Origin of the sequence: Acetobacter thailandicus (assembly GCF_011516655.1) — a bacterium.
GTDB lineage: Bacteria > Pseudomonadota > Alphaproteobacteria > Acetobacterales > Acetobacteraceae > Acetobacter > Acetobacter thailandicus.
The window spans coordinates 209,110-222,581 of the sequence record NZ_WOSV01000003.1 but is presented as its reverse complement, the minus strand read 5'-3'; the positions used below and the strand labels follow the sequence as shown (position 1 = coordinate 222,581).

General features: G+C 52.3%; 14 protein-coding genes. 7 read left to right on the top strand and 7 right to left on the bottom strand.

Going from position 1 to position 13,472, the window contains the following annotated elements:
• Window positions 1–30: 30 nt before the first annotated feature.
• Complete coding sequence (locus GOB58_RS06105) at window positions 31–990, top strand: acetyl-CoA carboxylase carboxyltransferase subunit alpha (RefSeq protein WP_173559609.1); 960 nt, start codon at window positions 31–33, stop codon at window positions 988–990.
• A 31-nt stretch (window positions 991–1,021) separates the two neighbouring features.
• On the opposite strand, the gene GOB58_RS06100 is transcribed toward GOB58_RS06105, so the two are convergent.
• Window positions 1,022–1,774 (bottom strand): competence/damage-inducible protein A, encoded by a 753-nt coding sequence (locus GOB58_RS06100; RefSeq protein ID WP_173559608.1) that lies wholly within the window; start codon window positions 1,772–1,774, stop codon window positions 1,022–1,024.
• Between the two features lie 166 nt (window positions 1,775–1,940).
• Here GOB58_RS06100 and GOB58_RS06095 point away from each other — a divergent pair, with 166 nt between their 5' ends.
• The 3 genes from GOB58_RS06095 to GOB58_RS06085 are packed head-to-tail and all read left to right on the top strand — an operon-like array spanning window position 1,941 to window position 6,436.
• Window positions 1,941–3,569, top strand: coding sequence for a lysine--tRNA ligase (locus GOB58_RS06095; RefSeq protein ID WP_173559607.1), 1,629 nt, complete (start codon window positions 1,941–1,943; stop codon window positions 3,567–3,569).
• A 17-nt stretch (window positions 3,570–3,586) separates the two neighbouring features.
• Entirely contained in the window at window positions 3,587–5,662 is a 2,076-nt protein-coding gene (locus GOB58_RS06090) for a lysylphosphatidylglycerol synthase domain-containing protein (RefSeq protein WP_086635987.1), read from the top strand.
• Window positions 5,663–5,707: 45 nt separating this feature from the next.
• The gene (locus tag GOB58_RS06085) at window positions 5,708–6,436 is read left to right on the top strand and encodes a MarC family protein (protein ID WP_086554469.1); all 729 of its coding nucleotides are present in this window, start codon (window positions 5,708–5,710) and stop codon (window positions 6,434–6,436) included.
• Window positions 6,437–6,445: 9 nt separating this feature from the next.
• Here the strand turns inward: GOB58_RS06085 and GOB58_RS06080 are convergent, their stop codons facing one another.
• From GOB58_RS06080 to GOB58_RS06065, 4 genes are all read right to left on the bottom strand, one after another.
• Window positions 6,446–7,267 carry a 23S rRNA (adenine(2030)-N(6))-methyltransferase RlmJ gene (locus GOB58_RS06080; protein WP_173559606.1) on the bottom strand — a complete coding sequence of 274 codons (822 nt, stop codon included), beginning with the start codon at window positions 7,265–7,267 and terminating at the stop codon, window positions 6,446–6,448.
• 101 nt (window positions 7,268–7,368) lie between these two features.
• Window positions 7,369–8,094, bottom strand: coding sequence for a hypothetical protein (locus GOB58_RS06075; protein ID WP_173559605.1), 726 nt, complete (start codon window positions 8,092–8,094; stop codon window positions 7,369–7,371).
• 6 nt (window positions 8,095–8,100) lie between these two features.
• Window positions 8,101–9,201, bottom strand: coding sequence for a tRNA (adenosine(37)-N6)-threonylcarbamoyltransferase complex transferase subunit TsaD (tsaD, locus tag GOB58_RS06070; protein ID WP_173559604.1), 1,101 nt, complete (start codon window positions 9,199–9,201; stop codon window positions 8,101–8,103).
• Window positions 9,202–9,267: 66 nt separating this feature from the next.
• Window positions 9,268–9,435 (bottom strand): hypothetical protein, encoded by a 168-nt coding sequence (locus GOB58_RS06065; protein WP_158092788.1) that lies wholly within the window; start codon window positions 9,433–9,435, stop codon window positions 9,268–9,270.
• Window positions 9,436–9,480: 45 nt separating this feature from the next.
• Between GOB58_RS06065 and hemC the strand changes: the two genes are divergently transcribed.
• Entirely contained in the window at window positions 9,481–10,551 is a 1,071-nt protein-coding gene (gene hemC, locus GOB58_RS06060) for a hydroxymethylbilane synthase (RefSeq protein ID WP_086554465.1), read from the top strand.
• Window positions 10,548–11,267: a uroporphyrinogen-III synthase gene (locus GOB58_RS06055; RefSeq protein ID WP_194299646.1), complete on the top strand. Its 720-nt coding sequence runs from the start codon at window positions 10,548–10,550 to the stop codon at window positions 11,265–11,267. Before hemC ends, GOB58_RS06055 begins: the two co-directional genes overlap by 4 nt.
• A gap of 62 nt (window positions 11,268–11,329) precedes the next feature.
• Here GOB58_RS06055 and secB read toward each other — a convergent pair whose 3' ends face one another.
• Entirely contained in the window at window positions 11,330–11,827 is a 498-nt protein-coding gene (secB, locus tag GOB58_RS06050; RefSeq protein ID WP_086554464.1) for a protein-export chaperone SecB, read from the bottom strand.
• 215 nt (window positions 11,828–12,042) lie between these two features.
• Window positions 12,043–12,558: a histidine phosphatase family protein gene (locus GOB58_RS06045; RefSeq protein WP_173559603.1), complete on the bottom strand. Its 516-nt coding sequence runs from the start codon at window positions 12,556–12,558 to the stop codon at window positions 12,043–12,045.
• 158 nt (window positions 12,559–12,716) lie between these two features.
• On the opposite strand from GOB58_RS06045, the gene GOB58_RS06040 reads away from it, so the two are divergent.
• Window positions 12,717–13,397 (top strand): Tim44/TimA family putative adaptor protein, encoded by a 681-nt coding sequence (locus GOB58_RS06040; protein ID WP_086635982.1) that lies wholly within the window; start codon window positions 12,717–12,719, stop codon window positions 13,395–13,397.
• Window positions 13,398–13,472 lie beyond the last annotated feature (75 nt).

Below are 13,472 nucleotides of genomic sequence, written 5' to 3'. Positions count from 1 at the left end.
TTTTATACGCGGATATGCTATGCGCATCGCATGCATCAGTATCTTGATTTCGAAAAGCCCGTCGCCGAACTTGGTAACAAGATCGATGAACTGCGGCAGATGAGTGACCCCAATGGGGTAAATATCGCAGAGGAAACTGCTCGTCTTCAGGAGAAGGCAGAGAAGCACCTGCGAGCTATCTATGCCAGGCTGACACCGTGGCAGAAAGTGCAGGTTGCGCGACATCCGCAGCGCCCGCATGTCAAAGATTATGTGGCCGCTCTGCTGACTGAATTTACACCTCTGGCGGGTGACAGGCTCTATGCTGACGACAGTGCCGTTATTGGTGGCATCGGTCGTTTCAATGGCACCCCTGTTGTGGTGATCGGCACTGAGCGTGGCTCTGATCTTGACAGCCGCCTGGCCTGTAATTTTGGTATGGCCCGCCCCGAAGGATATCGTAAGGCACAGCGTCTGGTGAAACTGGCAGGTCAGTTTAAGCTGCCAGTTCTTACATTTATTGATACTGCAGGTGCATGGCCTGGTATTGATGCGGAAGAGCGCGGGCAGGCTGAAGCTATTGCACGCTCAATTGATGTATGCCTTGAAGCCCCTGTGCCTCTGATCGCAACAGTGATTGGTGAAGGTGGCTCAGGTGGTGCTGTTGCTTTAGGTGCCGGTGACAGGGTGCTTATGCTTGAGCACGCGATCTACTCTGTTATTTCACCAGAGGCCTGTGCTTCAATTTTGTGGCGTGACCCTAAGCAGGCGAGCGTTGCAGCTGAAACACTGCGCCTTACAGCGCGGGATCTGCTGCGCCTTAAGCTGGTTGATCGTATCATTCCGGAGCCGGTTGGCGGAGCACAGCGCGACTCGCAGGCCGTATTTAATACAGTGCGCCAGGCAATTGCAGAAGAGTTACAGCCTTTGCAGAAGCTGTCGTCATCGCGTCTTAAAGAGCTGCGGCGTGAGAAATTCCTCGCGATGGGCCGTGAAGTGCTGTCTAAGTAATTTCTCACAGGCTACAAAATTAAAAAACCGATCAGGGCGGGGCTTCTCCTTCAACAGGAGACCCGCCTTTTTTAATAATCAGCTCATAAATTGCTTCTGCCGCTTTAATAACGGCGTCTTCATCCTGGCCTTTGGCAACGAGAGCAACACCGCGTCGGCCATCCTGACGGTGAAAAGGGTATGAGCCGATATCAAGGTGCGGGTAACTAGTCTGAATATGCTCAAGCTCTTCAGCCAGAGAGCCCTCAAATAATGTTGTGGTGTGCCAGGTTCGTGACATGACAGGCAGGCCACGCTGCAGTGTCGGTGCCAGAGCAGTGAACATCGCCCGCATAATACGGGGTACACCGGCCATGACATGCACATTCCCTATTGTAAAACCAGGGGCGCCTGAGACTGAGTTAGGAATAGGGGTCGCGCCACGTGGAAATTTGGCCATGCGCTGGCGGGCGGCGTTGAAGTTCTCTCCAAACTGTTTGCTGAGCAGCTCAAATGTTGGCTGATGAAATTCCCACGGCACACCGAATGCTTCAGCAACACAGGCAGCCGTAATATCGTCATGGGTTGGTCCGATGCCACCCGTGGTGAACACTTCATCATAGCGCGCACGCATTTCGGTAACTGTCGTGACAATTGTTGCCTGTACATCAGGGATAACCCGGATTTCACGCAGAGGAATGCCCAGCTCGCCGAGGCCGGTTGCCAGAAACTGGATGTTGTCATCGCGTGTGCGGCCAGAGAGAATTTCATTACCGATCAGAATCAGAGCGGCTGTGCGGGTCATGGGTTACCTCTTTTGACACAAGTAATGTGACAATACGCTTAATAGTGCCGCAGCAGGATGTAGCGTGTGCTGTTTATGGTCAAGAGCTGTAAAAAAATAGCAGTAAAGTGCGTGACCTTATTGTTTTTTATTGACCTAAGTCTGCACAGTTCATAGCTTCCGCAAAATGTCAGATCCAAATACACCCCAACCCCCTCTTCCGCGTGCGTGGCCTTTTGAAGAGGCCCGTAAATTAGCCGATCATGTTCAGGCACGTCAGGGTCGTGTCAAAGGTGACGGCAAGGCTGCACGGCCTGCGTTGCTCGAGACCGGTTATGGCCCGTCAGGCCTGCCGCATATTGGCACATTTGGAGAGGTCGCCCGCACATCGTGGGTGCGTCAGGCTTATACTGAGCTGACGGGGCAGCCTGCGCAGCTTCTGGCTTTTTCTGACGACATGGATGCTCTGCGTAAAGTGCCCGATAACGTGCCACAGCGCGACATGCTGGCAAAGTTTATTGGTCAGCCGCTCTCGCGTGTGCCTGATCCGTTTGGAACCCACGAATCGTTTGCCGCGCATAATAACGCCCGTCTTTGCAATTTCCTTGACCAGTTTGGTTTTGATTACGAATTCGCTTCCTCAACGCTCTATTATACAGGTGGCCGTTTTGACGCTGCACTGAGGCGTGTTCTTGAAGTGCATGAGGAGATTGTCGGGGTTATCGCGCCAACACTTGGTGCAGACCGACGTGCAACCTATTCTCCTGTTCTGCCCCTGCATCCACGCACAGGTGAGGTGATGCAGGTTAAGATGGATGCAGTAAACCCGGCTGAGGGCACAGTGCGCTGGACGGACCCGGCAACAGGTGAGGTTTTCGAAACGCCGGTGACCGGTGGCCACGCTAAAATGCAGTGGAAAGCTGACTGGGCTATGCGCTGGTATGCTCTGGGTGTCGACTATGAAATGTCAGGTAAGGACCTGATTGATAGTGTGCGTCTCTCAGGTAAAATCTGCCGTATTCTGGGAGGGGAGCCGCCGGCTGGTCTGACGTATGAACTCTTCCTTGATGAGCAGGGGCAAAAAATATCCAAGTCGAAGGGCAATGGTCTCTCGGTTGAGGAGTGGTTGCGATATGCCCCTCAGCAAAGCCTTGAGCAGTTCATGTTTAATCAGCCGCAGCGTGCAAAGCGGTTGTATTTTGATGTCATCCCTAAAGCTGCAGATGATTATCTGACTCATGTTGATAAGGCCCTGGCGTTGCAGGCCTCTGACGCTCCGGAGGGGGACCTGCGTGCGAACCCGGCATGGTTCTTTGGTAAAGGGAAGGTCGAGGCTCAGTCAGGCTCACCTGTATTCTTTAGCATGCTGCTTAACCTTGCTTCGGTTGCTAATGCAGAAACGCCTGAAGTGTTGTGGGGGTTTATCCGCCGTTACGATGCAGATGTCTCGCCTGAGACACATCCTATGCTGGCTGGCCTTGTCCGGTATGCGGTCGCATATTATATTGACTTCGTGAGACCTTCTAAAGTTTTTCGTGTGCCGACAGATAAGGAGCGTGCCGCTCTGGTTGATCTGGCAGTATCTCTGCGGGGCTATGAAGGTGAGAGCACCGATGCTTCGGTGTTGCAAAATCTCGTATTTGAGATTGGTAAACGCCATGAGTTTGACCCGCTGAGAAGCTGGTTCAGTTGTTTGTATGAAGTGCTGCTCGGGCAAAAAGAGGGGCCACGTTTTGGTGGTTTTGTTGCCCTGTATGGTGTGAGTGAAACCGTAGCACTGATTGAAACGGCCCTGTTACGAGAGCCTCAGGAATAAATCAGGCATTATTTTCAATGGACAGTAAAAATCTGTCAGATTTGCAGGGGCAGAACAAGCCAGCGGCGTGTCAGAAGCGGCGCTGGTTAAGGCATTTGCCTCACGCTCTTGGCCTGCTTCTGATGGTTGCAGCGATAGTGGTCGTTCAGCATGAGGTCAGAGATCTTAGATTTTCTGACATTAAACAGGCTATGACATCTATTTCTCAGAAAAAACTGTTTCTGGGAGTGGGGTGTACGTTTCTTTCTTATTTTATACTTTCTTTTTACGACCGGCTTGCCGTTGTTCAGGTTGGTTATAAGAAAGTGTCGTATAAACGTACGGCCTTTGCGGCTTTTTGTTCTTATGTTTTGTCTCACAACCTGGGATTTTCAGCTGTTTCCGGCGCAGCTGTCCGGTACCGCCTGTACCGTAACTGGGGGGTGGATTCCTTCTCCATCGCACAGATTATAGCATTTTGTTCAGTTACTTATCTGCTGGGGGCATCGGTTCTTATTGGTGGTGTCCTGGTATGGGAGCCTCAGGTTATTCCCCTTGCCGGTAAGCATGTGCCGGGCTTTCTGCTCACTTTTGCTGGTATTGCACTCTGGGCGCTGGTTGTAGCGTATATTGGCCTTGCTTTCAGGCTCAGGCAGATCAAAATAGGCAAATGGCAGGTTGACCTGCCTTCTCCTGCCATGGGGGTTATGCAGACTGTGGTTGCTGCGGCTGACGTAGCGGCAACTGCGGCTATTGCTTATGTCTTGCTGCCAGCAGGCGTGGCGATTGATTACCCTACATTTCTTGCAGTCTATATTGCATCATACAGCGCAGGGCTTATTGCCAGTGTTCCGGGTGGGCTGGGTGTTTTTGACGGGGCGATGCTGCTCGCCCTCGGGCCTTATATGTCTACGCCTCAGATTATGGGCGTTATTCTTATTTTTCGTCTGTATTATTATATTATTCCTCTTTTTCTGGCTGGCGGAATGTTTGCCGCGCATGAAGTTTTTATGCGCAGTGATGATGCGCTTGAGGCAAAAAAGCGGCGCAGATTACGGCAGGCTTCCCAGCCATTGCAGCCACGCCGCATCAGGCCCAGCCAGCTTGTGCGTGAAAGTGAAGCTGATTTTTCTGTCGCTGTTTCGACCGGCACGGTCTCGATCTGCGGCATTATGCTTATTTGTCTGACATTGCTTGATCCGGTTGCAAAATATCCCGTTGCTGAAGGGCACCTGCTGCTCTGGCTGAATAAAATCAGTGCTTATGTTCTTTCGCTGATGGGGGTTGGTTTTATAGGGCTTGCGGTCGGGCTGTCACAGCGGGTTACGCTCGCCTGGCGCCTGACTCTCGGGGCATTACTGTTTTCTGCTGTTATGACCTTTATGCGTGGTGACACGTTTATTGTGCCTATCATGCTGGGGTTCTCTGCATTTCTGATCGCACCATTTCGTTCATGTTACTACCGGCGTGCACGGCTGATGAGTGAGCCGCTGGCACCTTCGACACTGTTGTGTATGGTGCTGCTGTGTGGCTGCATGTTTATTCTGGTCAGTCATCATGCTGCCGGAAGCTGGTGGCAGATTGTTTTTGAGCTTTCTTTTTCTGATACGACACGTGGTGGCATAGCACTGGCTGTTTTTCTTGGGCTGGTTGTAACCGGCAGCCTGATGTGGCCTGGTCGCATAGCCGTGACACGCTGGAGTGCTGAAGCACAGGCACGTTACCTGACATTACCACACGCTCTTACGAATATAGTCAGTTCGAAGATCACTCCACAGGGTTATGTGACCGGTGAGACAAAAGAGGCGGTTATTCCTTTCTTTCGTCGTGGTAAATTTCTGGTTGCGATTGGTGACCCGGCCGGCCCTGAGAGTGACAGTGTGTCAGCGATCTGGCGTTTTCGCGATCTGGCTGTTCAGCGCGGTCTGAAGCCGGTTTTCTGGAAAGTGGAAAAATCATTTCTCAGGGTTTATGACGATATCGGCCTGAGCGTATGGCCCCTTGAGAATGATCGTTTTCATTTTTGCTACCCGGCAGAGGATATTGTGCTCGCCTCACGCTTTGTTGCAGCATACAGAGAGCAGGAGTCGTTAGTGCCTTTATCGGCTTCATAGCGCACTGTGACAGAGTGGTTTTGTAGTTGATCGTGAGTATTGCAGATGTCATTACCGTTTGTGGCGTCGTTTTTGCACGGGAATAGTGTGTCCACGGCGATATCAGCTTTTCTTCTGGCTTTTCCGGCCTTGTTCTCAATTGTGAACCCCTTTGGGGCGTCCTTAATCTTTGCGCAGGCAACAGCTGGTCGCTCACCAGGTGAAATCAGGGCACTCAGCCGGCTGGTCGCTTTTTACTCTTTTATTATCGTGATGGTCTCGATCTGGTTTGGCGGCAAAGTGCTGGTGTTCTTTGGCGTAACAGTCAATGCACTGCGTGTGGCAGGTGGTCTGGTTGTTGCCGTACGTGCCTGGTTTTTGCTGCAGCGGCCCGAGGTGATGGAGGCTAAAAAAGAGCAGCAGGCACTGCAGGACGGTAAAACCGTTATGGCCCCCAACTGGGCAGATACCGCGTTTTTTCCGCTGGCAATGCCCTTTACCGTCGGGCCGGGTACAATTGCTGTTGCCATTGCCCTCGGGTCAGGCTGCCCGCCGGATGAGCCTTTTTTGCCCTATGAGATTGCCCTGAGTCTTGCAGCGACCTGTGTGGTGCTGATTGTCTGGGCGGTTTATGCCGGTGCTGACAAATTTGTGGGCATGCTGGGCACAACCGGCACCCGTATTGTCAGCCGGATGGCAGCCCTTGTTTTGTTGTGTATTGGCGTGCAGATTCTCGAAGCCGGTGTGCAGGGCTTTGTCACAGATATATGGCTGCACCTTAAAGCCGTTCAGTGAGGTCGCGCTTTATTGCGCGACTGACTGCACAACCTCAGCACTAAAAGCATGAAATACGGTTTTCAGGCGGGCCAGCTGCTGGCTTGCCTGCTCAGCAAAGCCATAGGGTGGTTTAATGACCATAAGCCCTGAGCCGTTAAGCTGATCAGGGTCAGTGGCGGGCTTCATCAGCAGTTCTGCGGTCAGAATATCACGCACGCCGGCATCCTGCAGACCGGTCATAAAGTTACGCACTGGTGTACGGTGCTTAATGGGATACCAGATGGCAATAATAGCAGCGGGAAAACGTGCCTGAATGGTGCTGACAGCCTGGGCCAGACGGGCAAACTCATTCAGCTCTTCAAACGGCGGGTCAATCAGTACAAGTCCGCGCTTAATATCTTTGGGGGGCAGCAGGGCACGCAGGGCCTCGTATCCGTCGCGCTCATGCACAGCTACCGCGGGGTTGCGGGCAAAAACACCATAAAGCTTACGCTTATCATCAGGGTGCTTTTCACAGCAGATCAGCCTGTCCTGCTCGCGCAGCAGATAAGAAATGAGCAGCGGTGAACCTGGGTAGACATGCGGGTTGCGGGTTTTTTTAACCTGCTCCAGCCAGGGGGTAAGCGGGCTGTCATGCGGCTCGTCAGCCAGCAGGCCTATGCCGCTGTGCCACTCCTGGGTTTTTTCGGCTTCGGTGCTGAGCAGGTCATAACGGCCAAGACCGGCGTGAGTGTCGAGCACCATGAAAGGAGCGGGCTTGCGCAAAAAATGGCTAAGCAAAGAGACCAGAAGCGCGTGCTTCATGCAGTCAGCAAAGTTTCCGGCGTGATAGGCATGTCTGTAGTTCATGCTCTGTGCATAATCGAGCTGCTGAGAATTGAAAACAGAGATTATGTGCGGGGCAGGTTTTTCATCATGTTGCGCGTGCTGCCGCCAGGCAGGGGGGATGTTTACCAGTCGCTGAGACCTTTAAATTCGTTCTTGCGAAGGCTCTCCCACATGAGTTTATATGTTTTGGCTGCATCTTGTTTTAATATTAAAAAGTTATTTTTATCTGATATTCTTCGTTCGTTAAAACATTCATCAAGAAGTGAATGTTGATTATGGATATACATCATGTTTAAATGATAGACATCATTCAGTATATTAATTTGTTTATATAAAATATTTGATGTTTTTGGTGAGAAAAATACGTTTATTTCTTCATTTTTTTTTTGGAGAATTGAATGCATTTTTTTAGGCTTTAAGAGAGTATTTTCTATAAGAGATGTTTTTGAAGGGGGGCGGTCTAAAGGTGGTTTTAAGTTATACAACGATATTTCGTTGAGTGTATGTCGTGGTATCTCGAATAAGGATGTTTCGGTTTGATTTTTATAAAAATTTTTTATTATTTCTACAATTTCCATTCTTTTTTCAAAAATTTCTAATTTTAATTTTTGTTTTGTGATTTCTTTATTTTCTCTGGATATTTCTTTGTTCTCTTTGGCAATTTCTTTTTGCTGCCAGGCAATCCAGCCGGCGAAAAGTCCAACGCAGAGGGTCACGGCCCCCTGAAGAATCTCTTTCCAGGGCCACCCATGTCTGGTGTCATCAATCAGATGGATTTTGGCAGTCTGAAGAGCCGTTGCTATGCTGTTCAGGTCAGAGTTTGCGCAATGAACAACGAGATCTGACATCCAAGTCTACTCCGCCTGCGTTTCAGTTTCAAACCGCTGTGTCATTTCTTCCAGTGGCCAGCGGGGGCGGGGGCGCGTTGTGCTGTCGTCAGGGGGGGGCAGGCCACGGCGTGCGGCCTCCTGGCAGGTTTCAAGCGCCGCCCAGCCGACCATAACGGCATTATCAGTGCAGAGTTTGAGCGGGGGAGCTGCAAAACGCAGTCCGCGGCTGGCAGCAACTTCTTCAAGGCGTGCGCGCAGCACAGTGTTGGCAGCTACACCACCGGCACACACCAGCAATGTGGCCTCGGGCATCATATCAAAGGCCTGCTGTATGCGGTTGGCTACCACATCAGCCACAGCCTGCTGAAAAGATGCCGCGAGATCAGCCGCGAACCGGTAGGGCAGAGCTGTCTGCCCATAAGGGGCAAGTTTTTGTGACACGGCAGTTTTCAGGCCGGAAAAAGAAAAGTCACATCCCGCACGTCCGGCAAGCGGGCGTGGCAGAGCAATAGCGTCAGGGTTGCCATCACGTGCCAGTTTTTCAAGTGCAGGGCCGCCGGGCCAGCTCAGGCCAAGCATTTTAGCGACTTTGTCAAAGGCCTCACCTGCTGCATCGTCAATGGTGCCGCCCAGTTTGCGGTACTGCCCCACACCCTCAACGGCAATGCACTGGCAGTGCCCGCCCGAGACGAGCAGCAACAGGTAGGGGAATGGCGCACCACCAGGTACCAGCCCGGGCAGGCGTGCCGTCAGGGCATGGGCTTCAACATGGTTCACTGCAACGAAGGGCTTATTCAGGGCAAGTGCCAGACCTTTGGCAAAGCCCGTACCAACAATCAGCCCGCCAATAAGGCCCGGGCCGGTGCTGGCTGCAATAAAGCCGATATCCTCAGGGGCCATGGCAGCGTCTTTCAGCGTCTGGCTGACAAGGCCGGGCAGGAGTGCCAGATGCGCGCGGGCAGCAATTTCGGGCACAACTCCGCCAAAATCTGCATGGCCATCCTGCGAGATAAGACGTTGCGCAAGGCAGGTACCGTCAGGGGCCAGAATGGCGCAGGCGGTTTCATCGCAGGAGGATTCTATGGCCAGAACCGGGCCAGCAATGCCGGTGTGCTGTATCGACATTATTCTGCGCCTTTAGTGTGAGGGCGGGTCTGTGCCCCGTTATGCCAGATGTTCATAGCAGGCTTTCTATACGACAGAAAAAAAGCTGTCAGCTGTCATTATCTGCCTTCTGCTCTCTCGTATTGTGCGGGCGTGGCCTGTATAAGGCAAACGCCGGGGCATGTCGTGGGTCAGATGATGTGTGGCGGTGCGGCTGGCTGGCTGGGTTACAAATTTTTCAATCCTGCCGGGCATTATGGCTGCTTGTCTTTTCATTCTTTCTGGTAATAGACAGGACTCATGGATTCAGCCTCACCCTCCTCACCAGCCCTTTCGCCCGCTCTGCAGAAAATTGCAGCAGAAGCAGCTGCCCGCCAGAAAAAGACAACCGGACATGCTTCGCGCAGCCAGCTGCCTTTGCGGGTTGGTACACGCGGTTCGCCGCTGGCGCTGGTGCAGACGAGGGCTTTCCTTACGATGCTGACCCGGTTTTGCCCGGTTTTGCGTGATATGAACGCATTTCAGGAGCACCAGATTAACACCACCGGTGACCAGGTTCAAAACCGCCGCCTGGCAGAAATTGGCGGTAAGGGATTATTTTCTAAAGAAATTCACGAAGCTCTGTCCGACGGTCGTATCGATTTTGCTGTTCACAGCCTTAAAGATCTCGAAACGGACCTGCCGCCCGGTCTGGTGCTGGCCTGTACTCTTAAACGTGAAGATGCTCGTGATGCTCTGATCCTTGGTCCTGAGTTACGTCAGGCTGACCCGGAGGATCCTTATTCTGCTTTGCCACATGGCGCACTCGTGGGGTGTGCTTCAGTGCGTCGTCAGGCGCAGATGCTTCATGCCAGGCCTGATCTTAAATTTGGTTTGCTGCGTGGCAACGTACAGACTCGTATCGATAAGTTAGCCGGTCGTCAGTGTGATGCGACCCTGCTGGCGCTCGCTGGCCTGCGCCGCCTGGGAATGGCTGAACGCGCTGACATAGTGTTTGACCCCACAGTTATGGTGCCAGCCGCCGGGCAGGGTATTGTTGGTGTAACGGTGCGTGAGGATAATGTTGAGCTGCGCGAGCTGCTGGCTGCGATTGAAGACTATGAAGCCCGTGCAGTCTCCACCGCAGAGCGCGCTTTGCTGGCTGAGCTTGATGGTTCCTGTCGCACCCCTATTGGTGGATATGCACAGTTGATTCCTCTTGTCGCCGGTGAGGAGCCCCAGCTGCATCTGACAGGTCTCGTCGCCAGTGAGGACGGAACCTTCCTGCTTAAGCGTGATATCAGCGGGGCACCGGCAGATGCAGAGCGTCTGGGGCGGGAGCTTGGTAAAAGCCTGCGTGCCGATAGTCCCGCTTCTATTTTTGAAGAATGATAAAAGCAGGCGGGGTTATCGTTACCCGGCCTGAGCCCGGTCTGTCTGAAACGATGCGGGCTGTTGAGCAGGCCGGCTGGCGCGCTTATGCCTCACCCGCGCTGCATGTTATTCAGTACGAAACGGTATTGTCTTCCGTTGCTAATCCGGCAGGTATTATTCTTACCAGTGGTCAGGCTGTTTGCGGGGCACAAGCGATAACAGCTGACAGATGGCTGCCGGTTTATGCCGTTGGTGACCGTACAGCACAGCGCGCGCAGGCTGCAGGCTTTCATCGTGTTTACAGCGCACAGGGTAATGCTGAATCTCTCGTGGCTTTGCTAAAAAAACAGGTCGCTCCGTCTGCCGGAACTTTGCTGTTACTGGCCGGTGACGGGCAGGGAAATGCATTGCTTGCACGCCTGCAGGCGGAGGGTTTCGATGTGGTCAGGTACGTGACATACGCCGCCCTGCCTGCAGAAAATATAGATGAAGCGGTTCAGCTGGCTCTTATAAAAGAGGGGATCAGCAATATTCTGTTTTTTTCAGCTGAGAGTGCCAGAGGATGGATCCGTGCTCTGTCTCCCGGTGCGGCATTGGTGCAGGCAAGAAAAACAACGGCTCTGGTTATTTCTGAAAAAACGGCAGAGGTGCTTCTGGCTGCCGGCTGGCAGCATGTCAGGGTCGCTTTGCGGCCTGATGCACAGTCTGTTTTGTCATTACTTGAGCATAAGTAAAAGCTCAGTGTCAGAATAACCTCCGGAACACGTAGTCCCGGAGGTGGCATTCATACCACGACTCAGGCGTTGCCTGCGGTCTGTGGGAATTCTGCGCGTTTGCTCTGCCACAGAGCAACGAAGTCGATTGGCTGCAGTACGATAGGCGGGAAGCCACCATCACGTGTTACATCACTGATGATGTTGCGTGCATATGGGAAGATCAGACGAGGCACTTCAACCAGCAGAATAGGTTCTACCAGGTCATCAGGTGCATCGGTCAGGGTTACAACGGCGGCATATGTCAGATCTACAATGAAGACTGTGCGCCCGGCAGGAGCATTAGCACCTTCAGGAGCTTCTTTTGCATCAGCTTTAATTGTCAGAATAACTTCGTAAATCGCCTGGTCGTTCTGCAGGCGGTTAGCCTGAACGTCAATATTCACTGAAATGTTGGGCTGAGATCTCAGGGTTGCAAAAATTTCTGCACCTGCAGGGACCTCGAAAGAGAGGTCTTTTGTGTATTGCAGGTTAATTGCCAGAGGTAGTGCAGGAGGTGTTACCTGTTGAGAGTCGGACATAAAAAAAGCAACTTTCTTGGTAGTTTATAATAAAAATTAAGACCACAATGAACACCCGCTCCCGCTCCTTAAAGCGGAGCCGGTTCAGGCTATGTGCTTATGAGGACATGCTCCGTCTGCATCTGCAAGGGGGAGGAGCAAAGAAAAAGCCTTCAGGCCTCGTTTCCTGTATATACCGCATGAGCCCTTTCAATGTAGCTGAGAAAACGGCTGTTTTACAGAGACTGATGCTGCCAGTCGCCATTTTCAAGGCTGTCACCACTAAGTGCCAGTAAAAACCACCAGTGTGATACAACCAGTGTCTGTGATGTATCGGGTTGTGTGCGCATAAACGCTTTGAACTGGCGCACCCGGTCCTGCAGCTGGTGGTCACTCTCAGGGTGGCCAGACCACCATTTTTCATCGAGTTGACTGAAATCAAGACCGGGCCAGGCTTTTGAAAGCGTCGAGGCTGGTGAGCCTGCGTCGCATGAGTAAAGGTTGCGTTCGCGTAGCAGAGGCATAATCTCGGGCGTTATGTTCAGAGCCTGCGCCAGAGGTGCTGCGGTTTGTAAAGTGCGGGTAAAGGGTGAGACCAGAATACGCGTGACAGATCCCTGCAGCTCACTGACAAGTCTGAGGGCATGCTCTTTGCCCTGAGTGGAAAGAGAGGGGTCGGGCGTTCCGGGGTCACGGCCTGTCATGCTGTAAAGCTGGTTGAATTCGCTTTCACAATGTCGCAAAACAATCATGGCTGTCAGATTAGAAACATAAGATGCTGCTCTGCAAGGGGCTTGTCGGAGAAAAGCGTATAGCTGATGTATGCTTTAAGATTGTGTCAATTGATCGCCCTGGTTATGCTTGCTGCATTAATCAGGTTTGTAAGTGCACAGAAACGGGCGTGTAAAAAATGAATTTTTCTTTCGATCGTTTGCCGGTCGATCTCATATTTTTTGCTCTTGTAGCGGTATTTCTGGTGTTGCGTCTGCGCAGTGTTCTGGGGCGACGCACGGGGATACAGCCTGCGCCTGTACCACCTGCTTTACGGACCGATGTAAAAAATACACCAGCCGGGCCTGCGCCTGAGCCTGTTGTGCCGCGTGTGGCTTATCAGATTCCGGCAGATAATACGCGGGTCGGCCAGTTGCTTGGTAATGTGCGTCAGTATGATAGCGAGTTCACCCCTCAGCAGTTTTTGACCGGGGCACAGGCTGTGTTTGCGCAGGTTGTTGAGGCTTATGCTACAGGTAACCGGGATGTTTTACAGCTGCGTCTGACCCCGGCGGCCTATGCGTCTTTTGATAAGGCTATTACAGCGCGTGACGCCGCTTCGGAGAAGCAGACAACCCTGATTAAAGCGATTTTCTCTATGGGTATTGAGGATGTGCGTCTGAATAACCAGGACGGCGGGACGCTGGCTTCGATAGATGTAAGGATCATTTCTGATCAGGTTAGTATGATCACAGGAGCGGACGCTTTGCCTGTTGCTGGCACAGATGCCGTAACAGAGTTTTCTGACCTCTGGACTTTTGAGCGTTTGCTTGGCTCTCCTGGCAGCACGTGGCGTCTGGCCGCAGCACGTAGCGCCTGATATTTAATAACACTTTAAATGAACCACAGGCGCTTATGGCTGTGCCTGTGGTTTTTATTGTGGTTTATGCGTAAA

Coding starts and splice junctions, on each gene's coding strand:
- GOB58_RS06090 (WP_086635987.1), top strand. CDS start 3,587: ATGGACAGTAAAAATCTGTCAGATTTGCAGGGGCAGAACAAGCCAGCG.
- hemC (WP_086554465.1), top strand. CDS start 9,481: ATGGATTCAGCCTCACCCTCCTCACCAGCCCTTTCGCCCGCTCTGCAG.
- tsaD (WP_173559604.1), bottom strand. CDS start 9,201: ATGTCGATACAGCACACCGGCATTGCTGGCCCGGTTCTGGCCATAGAA.
- GOB58_RS06105 (WP_173559609.1), top strand. CDS start 31: ATGCATCAGTATCTTGATTTCGAAAAGCCCGTCGCCGAACTTGGTAAC.
- GOB58_RS06040 (WP_086635982.1), top strand. CDS start 12,717: ATGAATTTTTCTTTCGATCGTTTGCCGGTCGATCTCATATTTTTTGCT.
- GOB58_RS06075 (WP_173559605.1), bottom strand. CDS start 8,094: ATGTCAGATCTCGTTGTTCATTGCGCAAACTCTGACCTGAACAGCATA.
- secB (WP_086554464.1), bottom strand. CDS start 11,827: ATGTCCGACTCTCAACAGGTAACACCTCCTGCACTACCTCTGGCAATT.
- GOB58_RS06080 (WP_173559606.1), bottom strand. CDS start 7,267: ATGAACTACAGACATGCCTATCACGCCGGAAACTTTGCTGACTGCATG.
- GOB58_RS06055 (WP_194299646.1), top strand. CDS start 10,548: ATGATAAAAGCAGGCGGGGTTATCGTTACCCGGCCTGAGCCCGGTCTG.
- GOB58_RS06045 (WP_173559603.1), bottom strand. CDS start 12,558: ATGATTGTTTTGCGACATTGTGAAAGCGAATTCAACCAGCTTTACAGC.
- GOB58_RS06095 (WP_173559607.1), top strand. CDS start 1,941: ATGTCAGATCCAAATACACCCCAACCCCCTCTTCCGCGTGCGTGGCCT.
- GOB58_RS06085 (WP_086554469.1), top strand. CDS start 5,708: ATGTCATTACCGTTTGTGGCGTCGTTTTTGCACGGGAATAGTGTGTCC.
- GOB58_RS06100 (WP_173559608.1), bottom strand. CDS start 1,774: ATGACCCGCACAGCCGCTCTGATTCTGATCGGTAATGAAATTCTCTCT.
- GOB58_RS06065 (WP_158092788.1), bottom strand. CDS start 9,435: ATGCCCGGCAGGATTGAAAAATTTGTAACCCAGCCAGCCAGCCGCACC.